General features: G+C 72.6%; 17 protein-coding genes. 12 read left to right on the top strand and 5 right to left on the bottom strand.

What is annotated here, in order from left to right:
- Positions 1-22 precede the first annotated feature (22 nt).
- Entirely contained in the window at positions 23-907 is an 885-nt protein-coding gene (locus tag AC6CKD_RS26695) for an MBL fold metallo-hydrolase (RefSeq protein WP_498330590.1), read from the bottom strand.
- 132 nt (positions 908-1,039) lie between these two features.
- Here AC6CKD_RS26695 and AC6CKD_RS26690 point away from each other — a divergent pair, with 132 nt between their 5' ends.
- The 7 genes from AC6CKD_RS26690 (at position 1,040) to AC6CKD_RS26660 (ending at position 8,537) form a co-directional block, all read left to right on the top strand.
- Entirely contained in the window at positions 1,040-1,468 is a 429-nt protein-coding gene (locus tag AC6CKD_RS26690; RefSeq protein ID WP_498330588.1) for a MarR family winged helix-turn-helix transcriptional regulator, read from the top strand.
- A gap of 26 nt (positions 1,469-1,494) precedes the next feature.
- Positions 1,495-1,893, top strand: a complete 399-nt coding sequence (locus tag AC6CKD_RS26685) for a PPOX class F420-dependent oxidoreductase (protein ID WP_498330587.1) — start codon at positions 1,495-1,497, stop codon at positions 1,891-1,893.
- Positions 1,894-1,938: 45 nt separating this feature from the next.
- Positions 1,939-3,768, top strand: coding sequence for a hypothetical protein (locus AC6CKD_RS26680; protein ID WP_498330585.1), 1,830 nt, complete (start codon positions 1,939-1,941; stop codon positions 3,766-3,768).
- A 174-nt stretch (positions 3,769-3,942) separates the two neighbouring features.
- Positions 3,943-4,785, top strand: coding sequence for a nitrilase-related carbon-nitrogen hydrolase (locus AC6CKD_RS26675; RefSeq protein ID WP_498330583.1), 843 nt, complete (start codon positions 3,943-3,945; stop codon positions 4,783-4,785).
- The gene (locus tag AC6CKD_RS26670; protein WP_498330581.1) at positions 4,782-6,077 is read left to right on the top strand and encodes an aspartate aminotransferase family protein; all 1,296 of its coding nucleotides are present in this window, start codon (positions 4,782-4,784) and stop codon (positions 6,075-6,077) included. The genes AC6CKD_RS26675 and AC6CKD_RS26670 overlap by 4 nt, the downstream gene beginning before the upstream one ends.
- 17 nt (positions 6,078-6,094) lie before the next feature.
- The gene (gene hydA, locus AC6CKD_RS26665; protein ID WP_498330579.1) at positions 6,095-7,495 is read left to right on the top strand and encodes a dihydropyrimidinase; all 1,401 of its coding nucleotides are present in this window, start codon (positions 6,095-6,097) and stop codon (positions 7,493-7,495) included.
- Positions 7,496-7,538: 43 nt separating this feature from the next.
- Positions 7,539-8,537, top strand: coding sequence for a TIGR03842 family LLM class F420-dependent oxidoreductase (locus tag AC6CKD_RS26660; protein WP_498330578.1), 999 nt, complete (start codon positions 7,539-7,541; stop codon positions 8,535-8,537).
- A gap of 61 nt (positions 8,538-8,598) precedes the next feature.
- On the opposite strand, the gene AC6CKD_RS26655 is transcribed toward AC6CKD_RS26660, so the two are convergent.
- The 3 genes from AC6CKD_RS26655 to AC6CKD_RS26645 all read right to left on the bottom strand — a co-directional run bounded on the left by AC6CKD_RS26655 (position 8,599) and on the right by AC6CKD_RS26645 (position 10,401).
- Positions 8,599-9,306 (bottom strand): 4'-phosphopantetheinyl transferase family protein, encoded by a 708-nt coding sequence (locus AC6CKD_RS26655; protein WP_498330576.1) that lies wholly within the window; start codon positions 9,304-9,306, stop codon positions 8,599-8,601.
- A gap of 55 nt (positions 9,307-9,361) precedes the next feature.
- Positions 9,362-9,865, bottom strand: a complete 504-nt coding sequence (locus AC6CKD_RS26650; protein WP_498330574.1) for an iron chaperone — start codon at positions 9,863-9,865, stop codon at positions 9,362-9,364.
- Positions 9,866-9,945: 80 nt separating this feature from the next.
- On the bottom strand, positions 9,946-10,401 hold the full coding sequence (locus tag AC6CKD_RS26645; RefSeq protein ID WP_498330572.1) for a carboxymuconolactone decarboxylase family protein: 456 nt from the start codon (positions 10,399-10,401) through the stop codon (positions 9,946-9,948).
- 233 nt (positions 10,402-10,634) lie between these two features.
- Between AC6CKD_RS26645 and AC6CKD_RS26640 the strand changes: the two genes are divergently transcribed.
- Positions 10,635-13,088 (top strand): ATP-binding protein, encoded by a 2,454-nt coding sequence (locus AC6CKD_RS26640; protein ID WP_498330570.1) that lies wholly within the window; start codon positions 10,635-10,637, stop codon positions 13,086-13,088.
- Positions 13,089-13,186: 98 nt separating this feature from the next.
- On the top strand, positions 13,187-13,390 hold the full coding sequence (locus AC6CKD_RS26635) for a hypothetical protein (RefSeq protein ID WP_498330569.1): 204 nt from the start codon (positions 13,187-13,189) through the stop codon (positions 13,388-13,390).
- A 13-nt stretch (positions 13,391-13,403) separates the two neighbouring features.
- Here the strand turns inward: AC6CKD_RS26635 and AC6CKD_RS26630 are convergent, their stop codons facing one another.
- Positions 13,404-14,624: an alpha/beta hydrolase gene (locus AC6CKD_RS26630; RefSeq protein WP_498330568.1), complete on the bottom strand. Its 1,221-nt coding sequence runs from the start codon at positions 14,622-14,624 to the stop codon at positions 13,404-13,406.
- A gap of 150 nt (positions 14,625-14,774) precedes the next feature.
- Between AC6CKD_RS26630 and AC6CKD_RS26625 the strand changes: the two genes are divergently transcribed.
- The 3 genes from AC6CKD_RS26625 (at position 14,775) to AC6CKD_RS26615 (ending at position 18,835) form a co-directional block, all read left to right on the top strand.
- On the top strand, positions 14,775-15,599 hold the full coding sequence (locus AC6CKD_RS26625) for an inositol monophosphatase family protein (protein ID WP_498330566.1): 825 nt from the start codon (positions 14,775-14,777) through the stop codon (positions 15,597-15,599).
- Positions 15,600-15,708: 109 nt separating this feature from the next.
- Positions 15,709-17,130 (top strand): phytoene desaturase family protein, encoded by a 1,422-nt coding sequence (locus AC6CKD_RS26620; protein ID WP_498330564.1) that lies wholly within the window; start codon positions 15,709-15,711, stop codon positions 17,128-17,130.
- Positions 17,131-17,359: 229 nt separating this feature from the next.
- On the top strand, positions 17,360-18,835 hold the full coding sequence (locus tag AC6CKD_RS26615) for an NAD(P)/FAD-dependent oxidoreductase (RefSeq protein WP_498330562.1): 1,476 nt from the start codon (positions 17,360-17,362) through the stop codon (positions 18,833-18,835).
- Positions 18,836-19,016 lie beyond the last annotated feature (181 nt).

The raw sequence follows: 19,016 nt of genomic DNA, 5'->3' as shown, positions 1-19,016 counted from the left end.
CCCCGGCCCCCGCGGCGGCCGGTCAGGCGTCCACGGGGTGCCAGGCCGGGCCGCCCCCGTCCTGCCGGACCTGCCCGAACACCACGTCGGCGAAGTGGACGCCGAAGCCGATGGTTCCCGGCTCCGCCAGCTCCGCGACGAGCCGGCGGCGGTGGACGGCGGTCCGGGCGAGGTCGTGGTCGAAGGCCGAGGACCAGCCGGGGCGGCCGATCTGGATCGGCGAATGCAGCGCGTCGCCGAAGGCGATCAGGCGCCGGCCGCCTCCGGTGATGACGTACTCGGCGTGCCCGACGGTGTGCCCGGGGGTGATCCGCACGCGTACCCCGGGGAAGACCTCCTGCCCGTCCGTGAGCGTGCGCACGCGCGGCGCGAGGGCCGCCACCCGCTCGGTCGTGCCCTCGGCCGCCAGCAGGTCGAGCCGGTCCCACTCGGGCCGGGCGATCAGGTACTCGGCGCCGGTGAAGATGCCGTGGTCCTCGCCGGGCGCGGGGTGGACGGCCCAGCCGATGTGGTCGGAGTGGAGGTGGGTGAAGGCCACCGCCTCGATGTCCCCGGGGGCGCGGCCGAGTTCGGTCAGGCTGCCGGGGAGCGCGCCTCCGCGGATCACGCCGACGGGGCCGTCCGGAGCCCGGAGCGTCTGCGGGCCGAAGCCCGCGTCGATCAGCAGCGCGCGGCCGCCGTGCTCCACCAGCAGGCCGCCGACGCTCGCCACGAGGTGGCCCGCCGTGTCCAGGTACTCCGGGTGGGCGTTCCACACCTCGTCGGTGGTGTCCGGGAGCAGCGGCAGCGGCCGGAGCCGTACGTCGCCGTCCGGTACGTACGAGACCTTCGTGTCGCCCAGCCGGAGCGAGCGGATGCCCGCGGGCCGGCGCAGCCGTTCGTCGCGCGCCGTCGTCAAATCGGGCATGGGTGCTCCCCTGTGAGTGGTCGTCAGGCCGCCGCCGACCGGTCTGTCGGCGGCGAGGCCAACCATAAGCATCAAGTTCGAATCATTCAAGCTGTAAATATTCTGGCTTGAGTCATTTGTTAAACTGACGTCATGACCACACCTCCCGAGATCCAGGCCATCGCCGAGCGACAGCTGTGCGGACTGGTGAACGGACTGGCCCAGCGGATCGCCGAGCACGTGCGGGAGCGTGCCGCCACGCTGGGCCTCACCGCGGCCCAGGCGACCGCGCTGCGGGAGATGAGCGGGCCGATGACCATGCGGGACCTCTCCGAACGCATGAGCTGCGAGCCCTCCAACACCACCTTCGTGGTCGACAAGCTGGAGAAGCGGAGCCTGATCGAGCGGCACCCGCACCCCACCGACCGCCGCGCCAAGCACCTCGTCCTCACGCCCGAGGGCGCCGCCCTGCGCGCCCGGCTCCTCGCGCTCCTCTCCGAGGGCTCCCCGCTGTCCGGGCTCGCCCCGCAGGAGCAGAGCGTGCTGCGCGGCCTGCTGGAGCGGGCCGTCACCTCCCGTTGACAGGCGGCACGCGTAGGGTCGGGCGCATGACGATCGAGGAGCTGGGCCGAGCGAGGTACGTCAGTCTCACCACCTTCCGCAAGGACGGGACGGCCGTGGCCACGCCGGTGTGGGCGGTGGCGGACGGCGGCGAGCTGTACGTGTGGACGCGCGACGACGCGTGGAAGGTGAAGCGGATCCGCAACGACGGGCGGGTCACGGTCGTGGCCTGTGACGTACGCGGGCGGGTGGCCGACGGGGCAGTGGTGGCCGAGGGCGAGGCGCGGCTGCTGGACGCGGCGGGGCTGAAGCGGGTGCGGAAGCTGATGACGCGCAAGTACACGTGGCAGTTCTGGATGCTGGACGTGCCGGCGGCCGTGGTCCGGCGCGGGCGGCCGCACACCGCGATCGCGGTCAGGCTTGCCCCGCCCGCCGCCAAGCTTTGAGACTCCTGTAGCCCGCCCGTAACACGAGTGGGATCCAATGCGGGGATGGAGACCGCGACTTCGCAGGTGATCGGCCAACTCTCCGGATACATGCGGGGATTGACGCAGCGACTGGATCCAGGGGCCGGCTGGTACGGGGAGTTCCTGCGGCGGGACCCGGAGGGGATGCGGGCCTGTCTGGCCGGGGCCGCGATACCTCCGTGGGACGTACTGGAGTCCCTGCTCGGCGACTTGGCCGCATCGGCGGACCCGCAGGACCTCTCGCGGGAGACGCGGTACGCGGCCGGCCTTCGGGCCGCGGCGGTCGGGGTCTGGGACCGGCTGCCGGGCGGGGCGGAGGAACTGCACACCCTGCTCGCATCGGCCGCCGAGCAGCGGGCACGGGCCCGGGCGGCGCTGCGCACCCTGTCGGCGCGGCTCGCGGAAACGGCGGACCCGGCGCAGGCGGAGGCCCTGTCCCGGGAACTCTCCTGGACCCGCGACGACGACGTCCGCGCGACGGCCCGCCACGAGGACCTGGCGGCCCGCCTGAGGGCGGTGTCCCCGGGGGCCGACTGGCCCGGGTACCCGGCGCCCGCGCAGCCGGAGGCCCTGAACGGGGTGCCCGCACAGCGCCCCCCGACGTCGCCGGGCCCGGTGTGGCCGGGGCCGCGGGAAGGGACGCAGGGCGGCGCGCCGACCGGGGCGGGGTCCCTGGCCGCGGATCCGGCCGCGGATCCGGCCGCGGATCCGGCCGCGGATCCGGCCGCGGATCCGAACGCGGCATCGGACGCGGCATCGGGCCCCGTGCCGGAAGGGACGGGGGAGCCGGTCGGGCGGGCCGAGGGCCGGTGGCTGCGCGGTGCGCGGCGCAGCGGCGGGGCCCGGTACGCGGGCACGGCGGCGCCCGAAGCCCGGGCCGTCACCATGCCCCCGGGGCAGCCGTCGTCCGCCCCGCCCCTGCGCGGGGCCCGCTTCGGGCGGCCCGCCCGCCCGGCGGCCGAGCCCGCCCCGGCGGGGGACCCGGCGCCGGAACAGGGGGCTTCGGCAGGCGGGTTCGGGCAGGCGGCCGGCCACAGGGGGGCCGGGGCGTCGGCCGAGGCGCCCTGGAGCCCTGCTTCCGGCGGGCCGGGTGGCGACTCCGGCTCCACGGGCCAGGGCGGACGCCCGCCCGGCGCCCCGGCCTGGAGCACGGGATACACCCCCGCACCGGGCCCGGGGCCCCGGCCCCACCCGCAGGGCGAGCCCACCCCGTGGCCGGACCGGGACCGGGACCGTGCCGGTGGCCGGCCCGCAGGCTCCGCCCAGTGGCCCGGCTCCGCGCCCGGCTCAACACCCGGCTCCACGCCCGGAGGCGCCCCGCCCGCCGCGCCCGCCCAGCGGGCCGGGGCTCCCGGCGGGTTCGTGGAGGGGCTCGTGGCCTTGCGGGGGCAGGGGCGGAGCGGGGAGGCGCACGTGCTGCTCTGCGAGGCCGCCGCCGGGCCCGCCGAGCGGCTGGTCCTGCTGGGGGAGGAGCTGCGGCGGGCCGGTCTGGCCGCGGACTGGGCCACCCTGCTCTGGGAAGCGGCCTCGCTGCCGCCCGCCCGGTTCGCCGCGGCCGCGGCCGCCCTCGGGCCGGCCGACCGCGACGCCCTGCTGCGCCAGGGCGCGGCCCGCCCGGCCGCCGAGATCGCCGAGATCGCGCTCGTGCTCGGGGCGGCCGGACACACCCAGGAGGCCGACGCGCTGCTCGCCGCCTTCGTCCGGGTGCGCACCGCCGAGGAGTCGGCCCGGCTCGCCCGCCGGGACCCCGGCTGGTTCGCACCCAGGCTGCTCCGCGCCGCCGGAGCCCTCTCGGGGGCTCATCACCGCGACCTGTTGCACGCCCTTCGAGTCGCGAATCTGCCCGTCTCCTGACCGGAAACGACCACGTGCCGACGTAACTCCTGCGTTTGCTGATCGACTACTCCAACCGCGCAAGGCGGTCTTGCCCCGGGCCTGGCCGAGGCCTACCTTCAACTCCCTACGCGCAGCCGTCGTACACCCTCTACGTGCGTAGAAGCCGGCGTACCCCGTCGCGAGGAGCAGCTCATGGCCCAAGTCGTTCGCGCCGCACTCGTCCAGGCCACCTGGACCGGAGACACCGAGTCGATGATCGCCAAACACGAGGAGCACGCCCGCCGGGCCGCCGCCCAGGGTGCGCAGGTCATCGGCTTCCAGGAAGTCTTCAACGCCCCCTACTTCTGCCAGGTCCAGGAGCCCGAGCACTACCGGTGGGCCGAGGCCGTCCCCGACGGCCCCACCGTCCAGCGCATGCGGGCCCTCGCCCGCGAGACCGGCATGGTGATCGTCGTACCGGTCTTCGAGCTGGAGTCCGAGGGCCACTACTACAACACCGCCGCGGTCATCGACGCCGACGGCAGCTACCTCGGCAAGTACCGCAAGCACCACATCCCCCAGGTCAGGGGCTTCTGGGAGAAGTACTACTTCCGCCCGGGCAACCTCGGCTTCCCCGTGTTCGACACCGCCGTCGGCCGGATCGGCGTCTACATCTGCTACGACCGCCACTTCCCGGAGGGCTGGCGCGAACTGGGCCTGAACGGCGCACAGTTGGTCTACAACCCCTCCGCGACCTCCCGCGGCCTGTCCGGTTACCTGTGGCAGCTGGAGCAGCCCGCCTCCGCCGTGGCCAACGAGTACTTCGTCGCCGCCATCAACCGCGTCGGCCAGGAGGAGTACGGCGACAACGACTTCTACGGCACCAGCTACTTCGTCGACCCGCGCGGTCAGTTCGTCGGCGACGTCGCCAGCGACAAGGAAGAGGAACTCCTCGTCCGCGACCTCGACTTCGACCTCATCAAGGAGGTCCGCGACCAGTGGGCCTTCTACCGCGACCGCCGCCCCGACGCCTACGGAGGACTCGTACAGCCGTGACCAACCCGATCCCCCTGCACAGCCGGCACCGCTCCGTCCTGCCCGACTGGCTCGCGCTCTACTACGACCGCCCCCTCGAACTCACCCACGGCGAGGGCCGCCACGTCTGGGACGCCGACGGCAACCGCTACCTCGACTTCTTCGGCGGCATCCTCACCACGATGACCGCCCACGCCCTGCCCGAGGTCACCAAGGCCGTCGCCGAACAGGCCGGGCGGATCATCCACTCCTCCACCCTGTACCTCAACCGCCCGATGATCGAACTGGCCGAGCGCGTCGCGGCGTTGTCCGGCATCCCCGACGCCCGGGTCTTCTTCACCACCTCCGGCACCGAGGCCAACGACACCGCCCTGCTGCTCGCGACGACGTACCGCCGTTCCAACCAGATCCTGGCGATGCGCAACAGCTACCACGGCCGGTCCTTCTCCACCGTCTCGATCACCGGAAACCGCGGCTGGTCCCCGACCAGCCTCTCGCCGCTCCAGACGTACTACGTCCACGGCGCGGTCCGCACCCGCGGCCCCTTCGCCCACCTGGACGACGCCGCCTTCACCGCCGCCGCCGTCGCCGACCTGGAAGACGTACTCGGCCAAGCGCGCGGCGGGGTCGCCGCGCTCATCGCCGAACCGGTCCAGGGAGTCGGCGGGTTCACCTCGCCGCCCGACGGTCTCTACGGATCCTTCCGCGAGGTGCTCGACCGGCACGGCATCCTCTGGATCAGCGACGAGGTGCAGACCGGCTGGGGCCGTACCGGCGACCACTTCTGGGGCTGGCAGGCCCACGCCCAGAACGGCCCGCCGGACATCATCACCTTCGCCAAGGGAATCGGCAACGGCATGTCCATCGGCGGAGTCGTGGCCCGGCCCGAGGTGATGAACTGCCTCGACTCCAACTCCATCTCCACCTTCGGCGGTTCCCCGGTCACCATGGCCGCCGGGGTCGCCAACCTCGCCTACCTCCTCGAACACGACCTCCAGGGCAACTCCCGCCGCGTCGGCGGCCTGCTGCTGGAGCGGCTGCGGGCCATCGCCGCGACCGTCCCCGCCGTACGGGAGGTACGCGGCCGGGGCCTGATGGCCGGCCTGGAGCTGACGAAACCCGGCACCGACCAGGCCGACCCGGAGGCGGCCGCCGCCGTACTGGAGGCCGCCCGGGCCGGCGGCCTGCTGCTCGGCAAGGGCGGCGGCCACAACACCAGCGTGCTGCGCATCGCGCCGCCGCTCTCCCTCACCGTCGCCGAGGCGGAAGAGGGCGCCGAGATCCTCGCCGAGGCCCTCCGCAGCCTCAACTAACCCCGGGGGAGACGTACATGAGCATCCGCACCCTGATCCGCGGCGGGCTCGTCATCACCGCGTCCGACGAGCTCCACGCCGACGTGCTGATCGAGGACGGCCGGGTCGCCGCCCTCGCGGCACACGGCACGGCGGCCGCCGAAACCTGGACGGCCGACCGGACGATCGACGCGAGCGGGAAGTACGTCATCCCCGGCGGGGTCGACGCCCACACCCACATGGAGCTGCCCTTCGGCGGCACGGCGGCCTCCGACACCTTCGAGACCGGCACCCGGGCCGCCGCCTGGGGCGGCACCACCACGATCGTGGACTTCGCCGTCCAGACCCCGGGCCACGCCCTGCGCGAGGGCCTCGACACCTGGTACGCCAAGGCCGACGGCAAGTGCGCCGTCGACTACGCCTTCCACATGATCCTCTCGGACGTCAACGAGCGGACCCTGAAGGAGATGGACCACCTGGTGGGGGAGGGGGTCACCTCCTTCAAGCTGTTCATGGCGTACCCGGGAGTCTTCTACAGCGACGACGGTCAGATCCTGCGGGCGATGCAGCGGGCCGCGGGCAACGGCGGGCTGATCATGATGCACGCCGAGAACGGCATCGCGATCGACGTGCTCGTCGAACAGGCCCTGGCGCGCGGCGAGACGGACCCCCGCCACCACGGCGAGGTCCGCAAGGTCCTCCTCGAAGCCGAGGCCACCCACCGGGCCATCCAGCTCGCCCGGGTCGCGGGCTCCCCTCTCTACGTCGTCCACGTCTCGGCGGAGGAGGCGGTCGCGGAGCTGGCGGCGGCCCGGGACAAGGGCCTGCCGGTCTTCGGTGAAACGTGCCCGCAGTACCTCTTCCTGTCCACCGACAACCTCGAAGAGCCCGACTTCCAGGGGGCGAAGTACGTCTGCTCCACACCGCTGCGCCCCCGCGAGCACCAGGCGGCGCTGTGGCGGGGTCTGCGGACGAACGACCTCCAGGTGGTCTCCACCGACCACTGCCCGTTCTGCTTCCGCGGCCAGAAGGAGCTGGGCCGCGGCGACTTCTCGAAGATTCCGAACGGGCTGCCGGGGGTGGAGAACCGCATGGACCTCCTCCACCAGGCGGTCCTGGACGGGCACATCAGCCGCCGACGCTGGATCGAGATCGCCTGCGCGACCCCGGCCCGGATGTTCGGCCTCTACCCGCAGAAGGGCACCATCGCGCCCGGTTCCGACGCCGACATCGTCCTCTACGATCCGCACGCCGAGCAGGTCATCTCCGCCGAAACGCACCACATGAACGTGGACTACTCGGCGTACGAGGGCAAGCGGATCACCGGACGCGTCGACACGGTCCTCTCGCGCGGCGAACTCGTCGTCGACCGGCGTGAGTTCACCGGCCGGGTCGGCCACGGGGCCTTCATCCCCCGCTCCACCTGCCAGTACCTGTAAGCCGCAAGTCCGCACGCACGCACGCAGCAGCAAGGAGCCATGCATGGACTTCGGCCTCGTCCTGCAAACCGACCCGCCGGCCTCCCAGGTCGTCAGCCTCATGAAGCGCGGCGAACGCAACGGCTTCCGCTACGGCTGGACCTTCGACTCGGCCGTCCTGTGGCAGGAGCCGTTCGTCATCTACAGCCAGATCCTGGCCAACACGCAGCGCATGCACGTCGGTCCGATGGTCACCAACCCGGGTACGCGCACCTGGGAGGTGACCGCCTCCACCTTCGCCACCCTCAACGACATGTACGGCAACCGCACCGTCTGCGGGATCGGTCGCGGCGACTCGGCGATGCGGGTCGCCGGGCGCGCGCCCAACACCCTCGCCCGCCTCGGGGACGCCATCGAGGTCATCCGGGACCTGGCGGAGGGCCGCGAGGCACTGGTCGACGGCAATGCGATCCGGATCCCCTGGATCACGGACGGGAAGCTGCCCGTCTGGATGGCCGCGTACGGGCCCAAGGCCCTCGCCCTCGCCGGACAGAAGGCCGACGGGTTCATCCTCCAGCTCGCCGACCTGTACCTCACCGAGTGGATGGTCAAGGCGGTCCGCCAGGCCGCCACGGAGGCCGGCCGCGACCCCGACTCGATCACCATCTGCGTCGCGGCCCCGGCGTACGTGGGGGACGATCTCGCGCACGCCCGCGACCAGTGCCGCTGGTTCGGCGGCATGGTCGGCAACCACGTCGCCGACCTGGTCTCCCGCTACGGCGAGCACTCCTCGATGGTTCCCGAGGAGCTCACCGAATACATCAAATCCCGTCACGGCTACGACTACAGCCACCACGGCCGCGCCGGCAACCCGTCCACCGACTTCGTCCCCGACGAGATCGTCGACCGCTTCTGCCTCCTGGGCCCCGCCGAGGCCCACATCGAGAAACTCCGCGCCCTGCAGGCCCTCGGCGTCGACCAGTTCGCCGTCTACGCCATGCACGACGCCCGGGAAGCGACCATCGACGCCTACGGCTCCGACGTCATCCCGTCGTTCAACTGACGCCCGCGAGCGGGCGTGCCCGCCCCGGATTCAGGTCGCTCCGCTCATGACGGGCTGCCCTCTACGGGGCGGCGACCGTCTCCGCCACGGCGGCGGTGAAGCCCGGGGGGACGGCCACGTTCGTCAGGGACCAGCCCGGCACGCCGTGCGCCGGCGTGTCGCCGGTGCCCACGTAGTCGAGGGCGAGGCCCCGGGCGAGACCGATGCCCAGGCCCTTCAGGTACGCCTCCTTGCGGACCCAGACGCGGCCGAAGGCCTCGGGGCGTTGCTCCGCGGGCAGGGCCTCCAGTTCCGCGGCCTCCCGCGGGTGCAGTTGCCCGGCGAGCTCGCGTACGGCCGCGGCCGAAACCAGCGTCTCCACGTCGGCTCCCACCGGTACCGGGCCCACCGCGATCAGCGCGAGCCGGTCACTGTGCGACAGGGAGAAGTGGACGGGGCCGTCCTCGGACACCGGCCGTCCGTGGGGGCCGCCGCACGAGGGGCACGGTGCGCGGGTGATCCGTACCCGGCCCGGGGCGAGGTCCAGCCAGGACCCGAGCACGACCCGCAGCGCCACGTGGGCGGCGACGTAGCGGCGGCCGTCCTCCTCGCGCACGAAGGCGGCCGCCCGCCGGTGCTCGGCCGGGTCCAGGAGCGCCGGGGCCAGCCGGGCCGCCGCGCCGTCCCGGTCGTCGGTGTCCACCAGCCAGACGGCGGTCGACGGGGCCGACGGCGCCCGCGCGGCGGGCGGGGACTGCGAACCGATCGTGAGGACGTGGGGCTTGAGCACGATCGGTTCGTTCTCCTCGGTCCGGCGCCGGAGCCGGCTGTGGCAGGGCTGGGTATCAGTGTGCCGCGCTTTTCACGAGCGTGGCGATCTTCGCCTCGTCCGCGGCCGTCAGCCGCGGCAGGGCGTAGGACGTCGCCCACATGGAACCCTCGTCGAGGTGCGCCTGGTCGCTGAAGCCGAGCGTCGCATAGCGCGCCTTGAACTTCTCCGCGCTCTGGAAGAAGCAGACCACCTTGCCGTCCCGGGCGTACGCCGGCATCCCGTACCAGAGCTTCGGCGCGAGGCCCGGCGCGCTCGCCTTGACGATCGCGTGGATGCGCTCCGCCATGACCCGGTCGGAGTCCTGCATTTCGGCGATCTTCGCGATCACGTCGGCCTCCTCCGCCGCCGCCTTGTCGGCGCGCGATCCGCGGCGGGCCGACGCCTTCAGCTCTGCGGCGTGCTCCTTCATCGCGGCTCGCTCCTCGTCCGTGAACCTCGCGGACGTCTCGGCGGCCGGGGCCGTGGCCGGGGTCTTGGCGGGGGTCGTGGTCTTGGCGGGCTTGCGGGTGTTCGTCATCGCTGGTTCCTCCCGGTAGCTGGGGTGATGGGGTGATGGGGGTGGATTGTCATACTAGGAAGCGAGGCGGTCCGCGCCCGTCATCCCCACGCGCCGGCGATCTGGCGGGTCGTGGCGTTGAGCCGGTTGAACAGGTTGGTGACACCGATCATCAGGACGATCGCGGCCAGCTGCTTCTCGTCGAAGTAGGTGGCGGCGGTGTCCCAGACCTCGTCGCTCACCGCGTCGGGACGGTCGGCCAGCCGGGTCGCGGCCTCGGCGAGCAGCAGGGCGGCCCGCTCCTCTTCGGTGAAGTACGGGGTCTCGCGCCAGACGGCGACCGTGGCCAGCCGCTCGTCGCTCACCCCGGCCTTGCGGGCCGACTTGGCGCCGCCGTCCACACAGGCGCTGCACCCGTTGATCTGGCTCACCCGCAGGTGCACCAGCTCCAGGATCTGCCCGTCCACTCCACCGGAGTGCACGGCCTTGAAGAGCTCCTGGATGGGCTGCATCGCGCCGGACAGGACGACCGCGGGGTTCTGCATACGGGACTGCATCTCGATGTGCTCCTCTACTGGCCTTCGGTCTTCCGGGCTCCCGGTCTTCCGGGTTTCCGGTTCCCCCCTCGGGGTGTGACTCCATGACAGCCGCGGCGGCCCGCCACGGCGATGGCGGTGGGACACCCCGGGACAGGCGGAACATCCTTGACCAGCGGATATGCGGCCCGGGATAATTCGGGAGCGACGGGACAGGGATACGGGGGGGGGGGGGGGGGGGGGGAACCGGGGACATGGAACGACGGTCGGCCGGGGCCGACCCGCAAGAAGAGCTGGCCGCACGGCTGCGGCTGCTCCAGGAGCTGTCCGGGCTCGGGGTACGGGCCCTCGCGAGGGACGCGGGACTGAGCTCCTCGTCGCTCTCGCGCTACCTCAGCGGCCAGACCGTGCCGCCCTGGCCCGCGGTGGTCGCCCTCTGCCGGCTGGTCAAACGAGATCCGCGCCCGCTGCGCCCCCTCTGGGAACTCGGGTCCGCCAATCCGCTGCCCGCGCCCCCGAAGGCCAGCAGACAGGTACAGCCGAGGCCCCGCAACGATCTGCCGCGCGACGTACCGGACTTCACCGGGCGCGAGACCCAGCTCGCCGCCGTGCTCGGCGCGGTGGGCAGCCACCGGGGTGTCGTCGTCGACGGCATGGCGGGCGTGGGCAAGACCTGCCTGGCCGTGCACGCCGCCCACCGGCTCGCCGCCGACTACCCGGACGCCCAGCTCTACGTGGACCTGCACGGCTTCACCGAGGGTCGGGACCCCCTCGATTCCGACTCCGCGTTGCGGATGCTGCTCGGGGCGCTCGGCGTGCCCTCCGAGAGGGTCCCGCAGGAGGGCCTGGAACAGCTGGCGGCCTGCTGGCGCGCGGAACTGGCGGGCCGGCGGGCGCTGGTGGTCGTCGACAACGCCGCCGACGCGGACCAGGTCCGCCCGCTGCTGCCCGGCGCCGGTGACTCCGTCGTCCTGATCACGAGCCGCAACCGGCTGCTGGGCCTGGACGAGGTGCCCCCGGTGTCACTGGACGTGCTCAGCCCGCGGGAGAGCGCGGAGCTGCTGGCCCGGGCCAGCGGGGACACCGGCGGCCCCGAAGGCCGGCTGGCCCGCGAACCGGAGTCCGCGGCCGAGGTGCTGCGGCTGTGCGGCCACCTGCCGCTGGCCCTGCGGCTGGCCGCGGCCCGGCTGCGGCACCGGCCGGGCTGGACGGTGGGCATCCTCGTGGAGCGGCTGGCGGAGGGGGCGAGCGAGTTCGACACCGCGTTCGCCATGTCCGTACGTCAACTGGACCGGACCCAGGCCCGGTTGTTCCGGCTGCTGGGCCTGCTGCCCGGCGGCTCCTTCGACGTGTACGCCGCCGCGGCCCTGGCGGACGTACCGCTGTCCGGAGCCCGGGCGATGCTGGAGGACCTGGTCGACGCGCACCTGGTCCAGCAGCCGACGGCCGGCCGCTACCGGCTGCACGACCTGGTGCACCAGCACGCGCGCGGCGCCTGCGCGCAGCAGGACTCCCCGGCGGAGCGGGAGCGCGCGCTGGGACGCTTCCTCGACTACTTCGTGCACGCGGCGGCCGCGGCCGACGCCGCGATGCCGGTCCTCTCGCCGGGCAGACCGCCCACCGCGGGCCGGCCCCCGGCCGAACTGCCGCGGTTCGCCGACAAGAACGCGGCCTGCGCCTGGCTCGTCTCGGAGTACGAGACGATGATCGCCGCCTTCGAGACGGCGGTCGCCGTCGGGGCGGACGCGCACGTGTGCGAGCTGCCGCGCTTCCTGCGGGCGTACTTCGCACGGCGCTGCGGAACGACCCACCTCAACCACCTCTTCGAGCGCTCGCTGGCCGCCGCCGAACGCCTGGGAGACCCGCTGCGCCTGGCCGAGGCCTACAGCGACCTGGGCTTCGCGCGCTACAACGCGGGCCGGATGGCCGAGGCCGAGGCCGCGTACGAGGCGGCCGGACTCCGGGTCGCGAAGACGGGCGACACCCGCTCGGAAGCCGAACTGGCCCTGCGCCGCGGCTATCTGAGCTGGGACCGGGGGCGCGCCGAGGAGCCGCTCGAACTCTTCCGGCTGGCCGGAAAGCTCTACGGGGAAGCCGGCCTCCCGGCGGGCACGGCCCACGCGGCCGCCTCGGAGGCCTGGGCGCTGCTCCAGCTCGGAGACCGTGAGGAGGCGGCGCGACGGGCCCGGGAGGTGCTGGACGTCTCCCACCCGGACCCCGCGTGGCCGCCCAACCTGACGGCTCGCATCACCCTCGGCATGGCCATCGCCGCGGAGGCGCCCGAGGAGGCGTCGGAACACCTGCACGGGGCGCTGGCGCTGGCCCGCGAGGACGGGCACGTGAACAACGAGGCGTGGTCCCTCAACTGCCTGGGCGTCGGGCTGCGCCGGATGGGCCGGTACGAGGAGGCACTGGCCAGCCACCGGGAGGCGTTCGCGCTGCTCGACGAGCTCTTCGAGGAACACTGGAAGGTCCGGTTCCTGGGCGGCTACGCCGAGACCTGCCGGCTCGCGGGCCTGCCCGAGGAGGCCCTGCGCCTGCACCGGCAGACGCTGGAGCTGGCCCCGGGACTCGGCTACCGGCACGAGGAGGCGCTGGCCCACGAGGGGATCGCGGCCCTGCTCGACGACACGGACCCGGCGGCGGCCGCCGAGCACCGCACGGCGGGGCGGGCGGTCCTGGAGGAACTCGGCGCCGGGGCGGGCTGAGCGGATCCTCCCGATGCTGTTGCAGGACTCCGGGCGGTCCTGACAGCCTGTTCCCGAGCCGGCCCGACCAGGGGCCGGCCGGACCCGGGGGGACCAGCGTGAACATCAGAGCCGCCGCCATAGCCGCCACCGCAGCCCTGGCCCTGGCCGGGCTGGGTGCCGCCCCGGCCTTCGCGGACAACCACAGCAGCGTCGCGCCGCAGGGCCAGGACGGGGCGTCGGGGGAGCAGGGCGCGCAGTACATGCAGGGGGAGCAGGGCCCGCAGTTCCTCCACATGTCGGACGGCGCCTACGAGCACTAGTCCTGGAGCGGCGCTACGGCGTCTCCGGCCCCCAGCCGTTGGGGCAGGGAGCCGGAGACCCCGTAGAAGGGCCGTAGGCGTAGGCCACGAAGTCCCTGAGTTCCGGGCCCCAGTAGGGCCACGCGTGGTCGCCCGCGCCCCGGCAGTAGCGGTGGGTGACCGCGCGGTCCTTCAGGTCCTGGTGGAGCGCCGCGGTCATCGCGCCGATCTCCTTCTCGCCGGTACCGCCGGTGCCGCCGGCGTACAGGGCCATCTTCCCGCCGTACGGGGCGTACGCGCCGTCGAGCGCCAGGTTGACCGGGTTCTGCCCGGGCCAGCTGCTCGGCGGGCCGAAGACCGTGGCCATCCGGTACGGGGTGTCGCCCGTCACCCGGAACTTCCCGTCGAACAGTCCCGTCCACAGGATCGAAGCCCCCGCCTGCCAGGTGGAGTTGGCGATGATGCTCTGCGCGCCCGGGTCGTAGACGTCCGTGCCGGGCGAGAAGGCGCCGACGGCGGAGAACAGCCCGGGGTGGCGGCCGGCGTAGCGCAGGGCCCCGTAGCCGCCCATCGAGACGCCCGCGACGGCCCGCCCGGACGCAGCCCGCACGGTGTTGAAGTTGGCGTCGATCCACGGGACCAGCTGCTGGATGTGGAAGGTCTCCCACTGCGGGGCGAAGAAGCCGTCCGTGTGCCCGGGCCAGTTGCTGTACCAGCCGGCCTTGCCGCCCTCCGGCATCACGACGATGCCCTTGAAGGCCGAGTCCTTCAGGTTCGCCGTGACGTTGCCCTCGTCGGGCTTGGACCACTGCTCCACGTCGCCCGAGCCGCCGTGCAGCAGGTACAGCACGGGGTAGGGGTGGGCCGGGTCCCGCCGGTAGTCCTCCGGCAGCAGGATCCGTACGCGGACCGGCACCTGGACCGGATCGATCGACGGGGTGCCGCCGTGCGCCGTGAAGACCGCCGAGGTGGTCACGGAGGCGTCGCCCATGCGTTCGCCCTGCCCGGCGGCCACCGACCAGGTCCGCAGGGTCAGCCCGGCGGCGTTGGGCGCGGGCAGGGAGGGCAGGACGGACGCGGCGCCGACGGGGGCGGCGGGCGCGGTGACCACGAGCGCGGCCGCGGCGGTGGCGGCGGCCGCGAGGAGGGCCGCTGCGCGGCGGAGGGGGAGGAAGGGGCGGCGGTGGCGGCGCATGGAGAACTCCCAGACGGTGGTGTGGGCGAGGGGGAGGGCCGGGCCCGGCCGGTGTAGCACGGGCGGTCGGAGCCCACCAGGCGGTGGGCCGGTTCCGGTCCTCAGCCCGCCGCGTGCCCGGCGGCGCGTTCACCCGCGGTCCACCCGAGGTCCGGCGGCCCGTCGGGTCCGACGGTGGGGATTGTCAGCCGGGCGTGCTTTGCTGGAGGCATGATCGATGAATTCCTCGCCCGGAACCTGTCCGATGTCGACGAAGCCGTTCGCAAAGCGGCCGCGATCGAGATCATGCCGAGATTCCGCCAGCTCGCCGACCACGAGGTGGACCAGAAGAGCGGCCCGCACGACCTGGTGACCGACGCCGACCGCAAGGCGGAGGAGTACCTCACGACAGCCCTGACGCGGCTGCTGCCGGGCTCCGCGGTGGTGGGCGAGGAAGCGGTGCACGCCGACCCGGGGGTGTACGAGGCGCTGCGCGCCGACGCCCCGGTGTGGATCGTGGACCCGGTCGACGGCACCCGGCAGTTCGTGCACGGGGACCCGGCGTTCTGCACCCTGGTCGCGCTCGCGCACCGCGGGGAGCTCCTCGCCTCCTGGACCTTCGCCCCGGCGCTGGAGGAGATGGCCACCGCCGTGCGCGGACAGGGCGCGTACGTCAACGGCGAGCGGATCCTGAGCGGTTCGCCGCAGCCCGGCGACGAACTGCGGGTCGCGACCGCGCACCCGCTGTACACCACCGAGGCGGAGCGGCGCGTCCTGGCGCGCCTCGACGTTCCCGGGGTGGCCTCCCGAGCCTGTGGCTCGGCGGGCCTGGAGTACCTGAAGGTGGCCCGGGGCGAGATGGACGGTCTGGCCTTCAACTGGTCCTCGGCCTGGGACCACGCGGCCGGGCTGCTCCTGGTCGCGGAGGCGGGAGGCTCCCAGAGCACCGTCGACGGGGTCCCCTTCCGGGTGGACCGGGACAACGCGCTGCCGTTCGCGGTCGGCCGGGACGAGGCCACGGCCGTACGGATCCGGGAGCTGCTGCGGGGCGTGTGACCCCGCGGCTGAGCCCAGGGCGAACGGACTCGGCGCGGATCGCGAAGCCCGCCTATGGACAGGCGCAATACCCTGGGGGCGGTGGCGCCGCCGGACGAAGGAGTCGCAAGTGCCGTCGATCCTCGATGCGGTCGTGGTGGGGGCCGGGCCCAACGGGCTGACGGCCGCCGTGGAACTGGCCCGGCGCGGCTTCTCCGTGGCCGTCTTCGAAGCCGCGGACACCGTCGGCGGCGGGTCCCGGACCGAGGAACTCACCCTCCCCGGCTTCCGGCACGACCCCTGCTCGGCGGTGCACCCGCTCGGCATCGGCTCGCCGGTCTTCTCCACCATGCCGCTGAAACGGTACGGACTGGAGTGGCTGCACGCCCCGCTGCCCATGGCGCACCCCTTCGACGACGGAACGGCGGCCGTGCTCTCGCGCTCCGTCCCCGAGACGGCCGCTTCCTTCGGGCCCCGCGACGCGGGTACGTACCGGCGGCTGGTCGAGCCGTTCCTCGGCAAGTGGGACACCCTGGCCCGGGACTTCATGTCGCTGCCGAACACCGCGCTGCCCCGTGACCCGCTCACCCTCGCCCGCTTCGGGCTGGCCGGGCTGCCGCCGTCCACCTGGCTGCTGAGCCGCTTCCGCGACGACCGCGCCCGCGCCCTGTTCGCCGGCCTCGTCGCGCACGTCATCGCCCCCCTCGGCGGGATCGGCACCAGCGCCGTCGGCCTGGTCTTCGCCCTCGCCGCGCACGCGAACGGCTGGCCGGTGCCGCGCGGAGGCTCCCAGTCGATCTCCGACGCCCTCGCCGGGTACCTGCGCGACCTCGGCGGGACCGTCCACACCGGGTTCGAGGTCAAGCGGCTCGACGACCTGCCGCCGGCCCGGGCGTACGTCTTCGACACCTCCCCGACCGCGCTGGCCCGCATCGCGCGCCTGGGCCGGGTCTACGACGGCTACCGCTACGGCGCCTCCGTGTTCAAGCTGGACTACGCCCTGGACGGCCCCGTCCCCTGGACCGCCGAGGAGCCGCGCCGGGCCGGCACCGTGCAGATCGGTCCGCACACCCGCGACATCGACGCGGCCCTGCAGCTGGCCTCCGGCGGGCGGGTCCCGCGCACCCCCTTCCTCATCGCCGCCCAGCCCAGCCTGGTCGACCCCGGCCGGGCGCCCGAGGGCAAGCACACCTTCTGGGTGTACGGGCACGTCCCGGCGGGCTGGGACGGCGACCTCACCGAAGCCGTCGAGCGCCAACTGGAGCGCTTCGCCCCCGGGTTCCGCGACCTGGTGCTCGCCCGCGCCACGGCGGGCCCGCCGCAGCTCGCCGCCCGCAACCCGAACTACGTCGGCGGCGACATCGCCTGCGGAGCCGCCTCCGGGCTCCAGCTCCTGCTGCGCCCCAAGCTCACCCTGTCCCCGTACAACACGGCCCACCCGGCCGTGTTCCTGTGCTCCTCGGCCACCCCGCCCGGCCCCGGCGTGCACGGCATGTCGGGCCACAACGCGGCCAAGGCCGTCTGGCGCCACCTGCGCGCGAAGGGCGCCTGAGACGGCAGCCGGTCCCGGCCGCACCGAGCAGGCCCGCCGGGCGGACCCGCACCGTCGGGCGCCGGGGCGTCCCGGGATGAAATCCCTTGAGTCAATTCATATATCCCGGGAATCAAAGCTGCATAAATTCCCGATGTAACTTCTGCCCCGGCGGACCGCGAGTGGTACTTCGGGTAAGCGCCGCTACCACCTTCGATGAATAAGCTTGCGCTGCCGTCCGCTCCATGGATTGACTGTCGAGCGGCGCCACGTTTCGAGCCAAAACGAGGAGGGGCATGCGGGTGATTCGCTTTTCCTGCTCGCTATCGTGCGCTATTCAGTCAAGCCGGTTGAAGAGGGGTTAGGAATGACCGTAGACTTTGATGTGATCGTAGTGGGGGGCGGCCCGGGCGGATCCACCACGGCCTCGTATCTCGCCAAGGCAGGGCTTTCGGTCGCGGTATTCGAGAGCGAGATCTTTCCCCGGCCGCACGTCGGTGAGTCGCTGGTCCCGGCCACCACGCGCGTTCTGCTGGAGACCGGCGCGATGGCGGAGATCGAGGCGGCCGGTTTCCCCAAGAAGTACGGCGCCTCGTGGACGACCCCGGACACCTACAGGAAGGTCCATGCGGCGCCGCCGGCACTGGACTTCGACGGCCTGGACTTCGACGGCCATGCCGAGGTCGCCTTCGGCGAGCGCGCGCAGGAGGGGGTCGACCGGGTCTTCACCTACCACGTCGACCGCGGGAAGTTCGACCTCATCCTGCTCAAGAACGCCGAGTCCCTGGGCGCAAAGATATTCCAGAACGTCCGCGTGCAGAAGGTCGATTTCGACGACGCGGACAAGGTGACCGTGACCGTCGGCATGGGCCCCCGTTCCGTGGACTTCACTTCGCGCGTCGTGGTCGACGCATCGGGCCGCAGCACGTTTCTAGGCCGGCAGCAGAAGCTGAAGGTGCCGGACCCGCACTTCAACCAGTACGCCATCCACACCTGGTTCGAGGGCCTCGACCGTAAGGCTCTCGCCCAGTCGCCCAAGGAAATCGACAACATTCATGTCCATTTCCTTCCGATCAGCGACACCTGGGTCTGGCAAATTCCGATCACGGACACCATCACGAGCATCGGAGTGGTGACGCAGAAGAAGAATTTCGGCAATCTCAACGCGGACCGCGAGGAGTTCTTCTGGGAATTCGTCAACTCGCGGCCGGACCTCGCGGAAGAGCTGAAGAAGTGCGAGCGGGTGCGGCCGTTCAAGGCCGAAGGCGACTACAGCTATTCGATGGACCAGGTCAGCGGAGACCGATTCGTCATGGTCGGAGACGCGGCCCGGTTCGTCGACCCCATCTTCTCCAGTGGCGTCGGCATCGCCATGAACACGGCCCGGTTGGCGTGCGAGGACATCGTCGCGGCGTTCAAGGCCGACCGCTACGACGCCGACCAATTCGCCGAGTACGCCCGCCTCCAGAAGATCGGAACGCGGAACTGGTACGAGTTCATTTCGATCTACTACCGTCTGAGTCTCCTCTTCGGAGTCTTCGTGCAGCACCCGAGGTTCCGACTGGACGTACTGCAGCTCCTCCAGGGAGACATGTACGAGGAGCACCCCAGGGCCTTGACCGCCATGCGTGCGGTCATCGATCAGGTGGAGAGCGACCCGAAGCACGTCTGGCATCCCTTCCTGGGAACCATCCGGGCGTCGGAGCCGAGCCACGCGGGTAGCTGAGGCCGAACCGGCCGGCCAGTGAGGAGTTCGATCCGGCCCGTCACGTAGGCAACGAAGCTCCGGTCGAGCGGGGCGAGCTTCCCAAGTCGCCCCGAACCACCGGAGCTTCGGCGCGCCGTACACGACAAGTTGTGAGGAGTCTTCGAGATGATCAGTTGCTCTGCCTCTCCGTTCACAGGAC

Source organism: Streptomyces sp. GQ60 (assembly GCF_059758875.1).
This window is presented reverse-complemented; position numbering and strand designations above follow the sequence as displayed.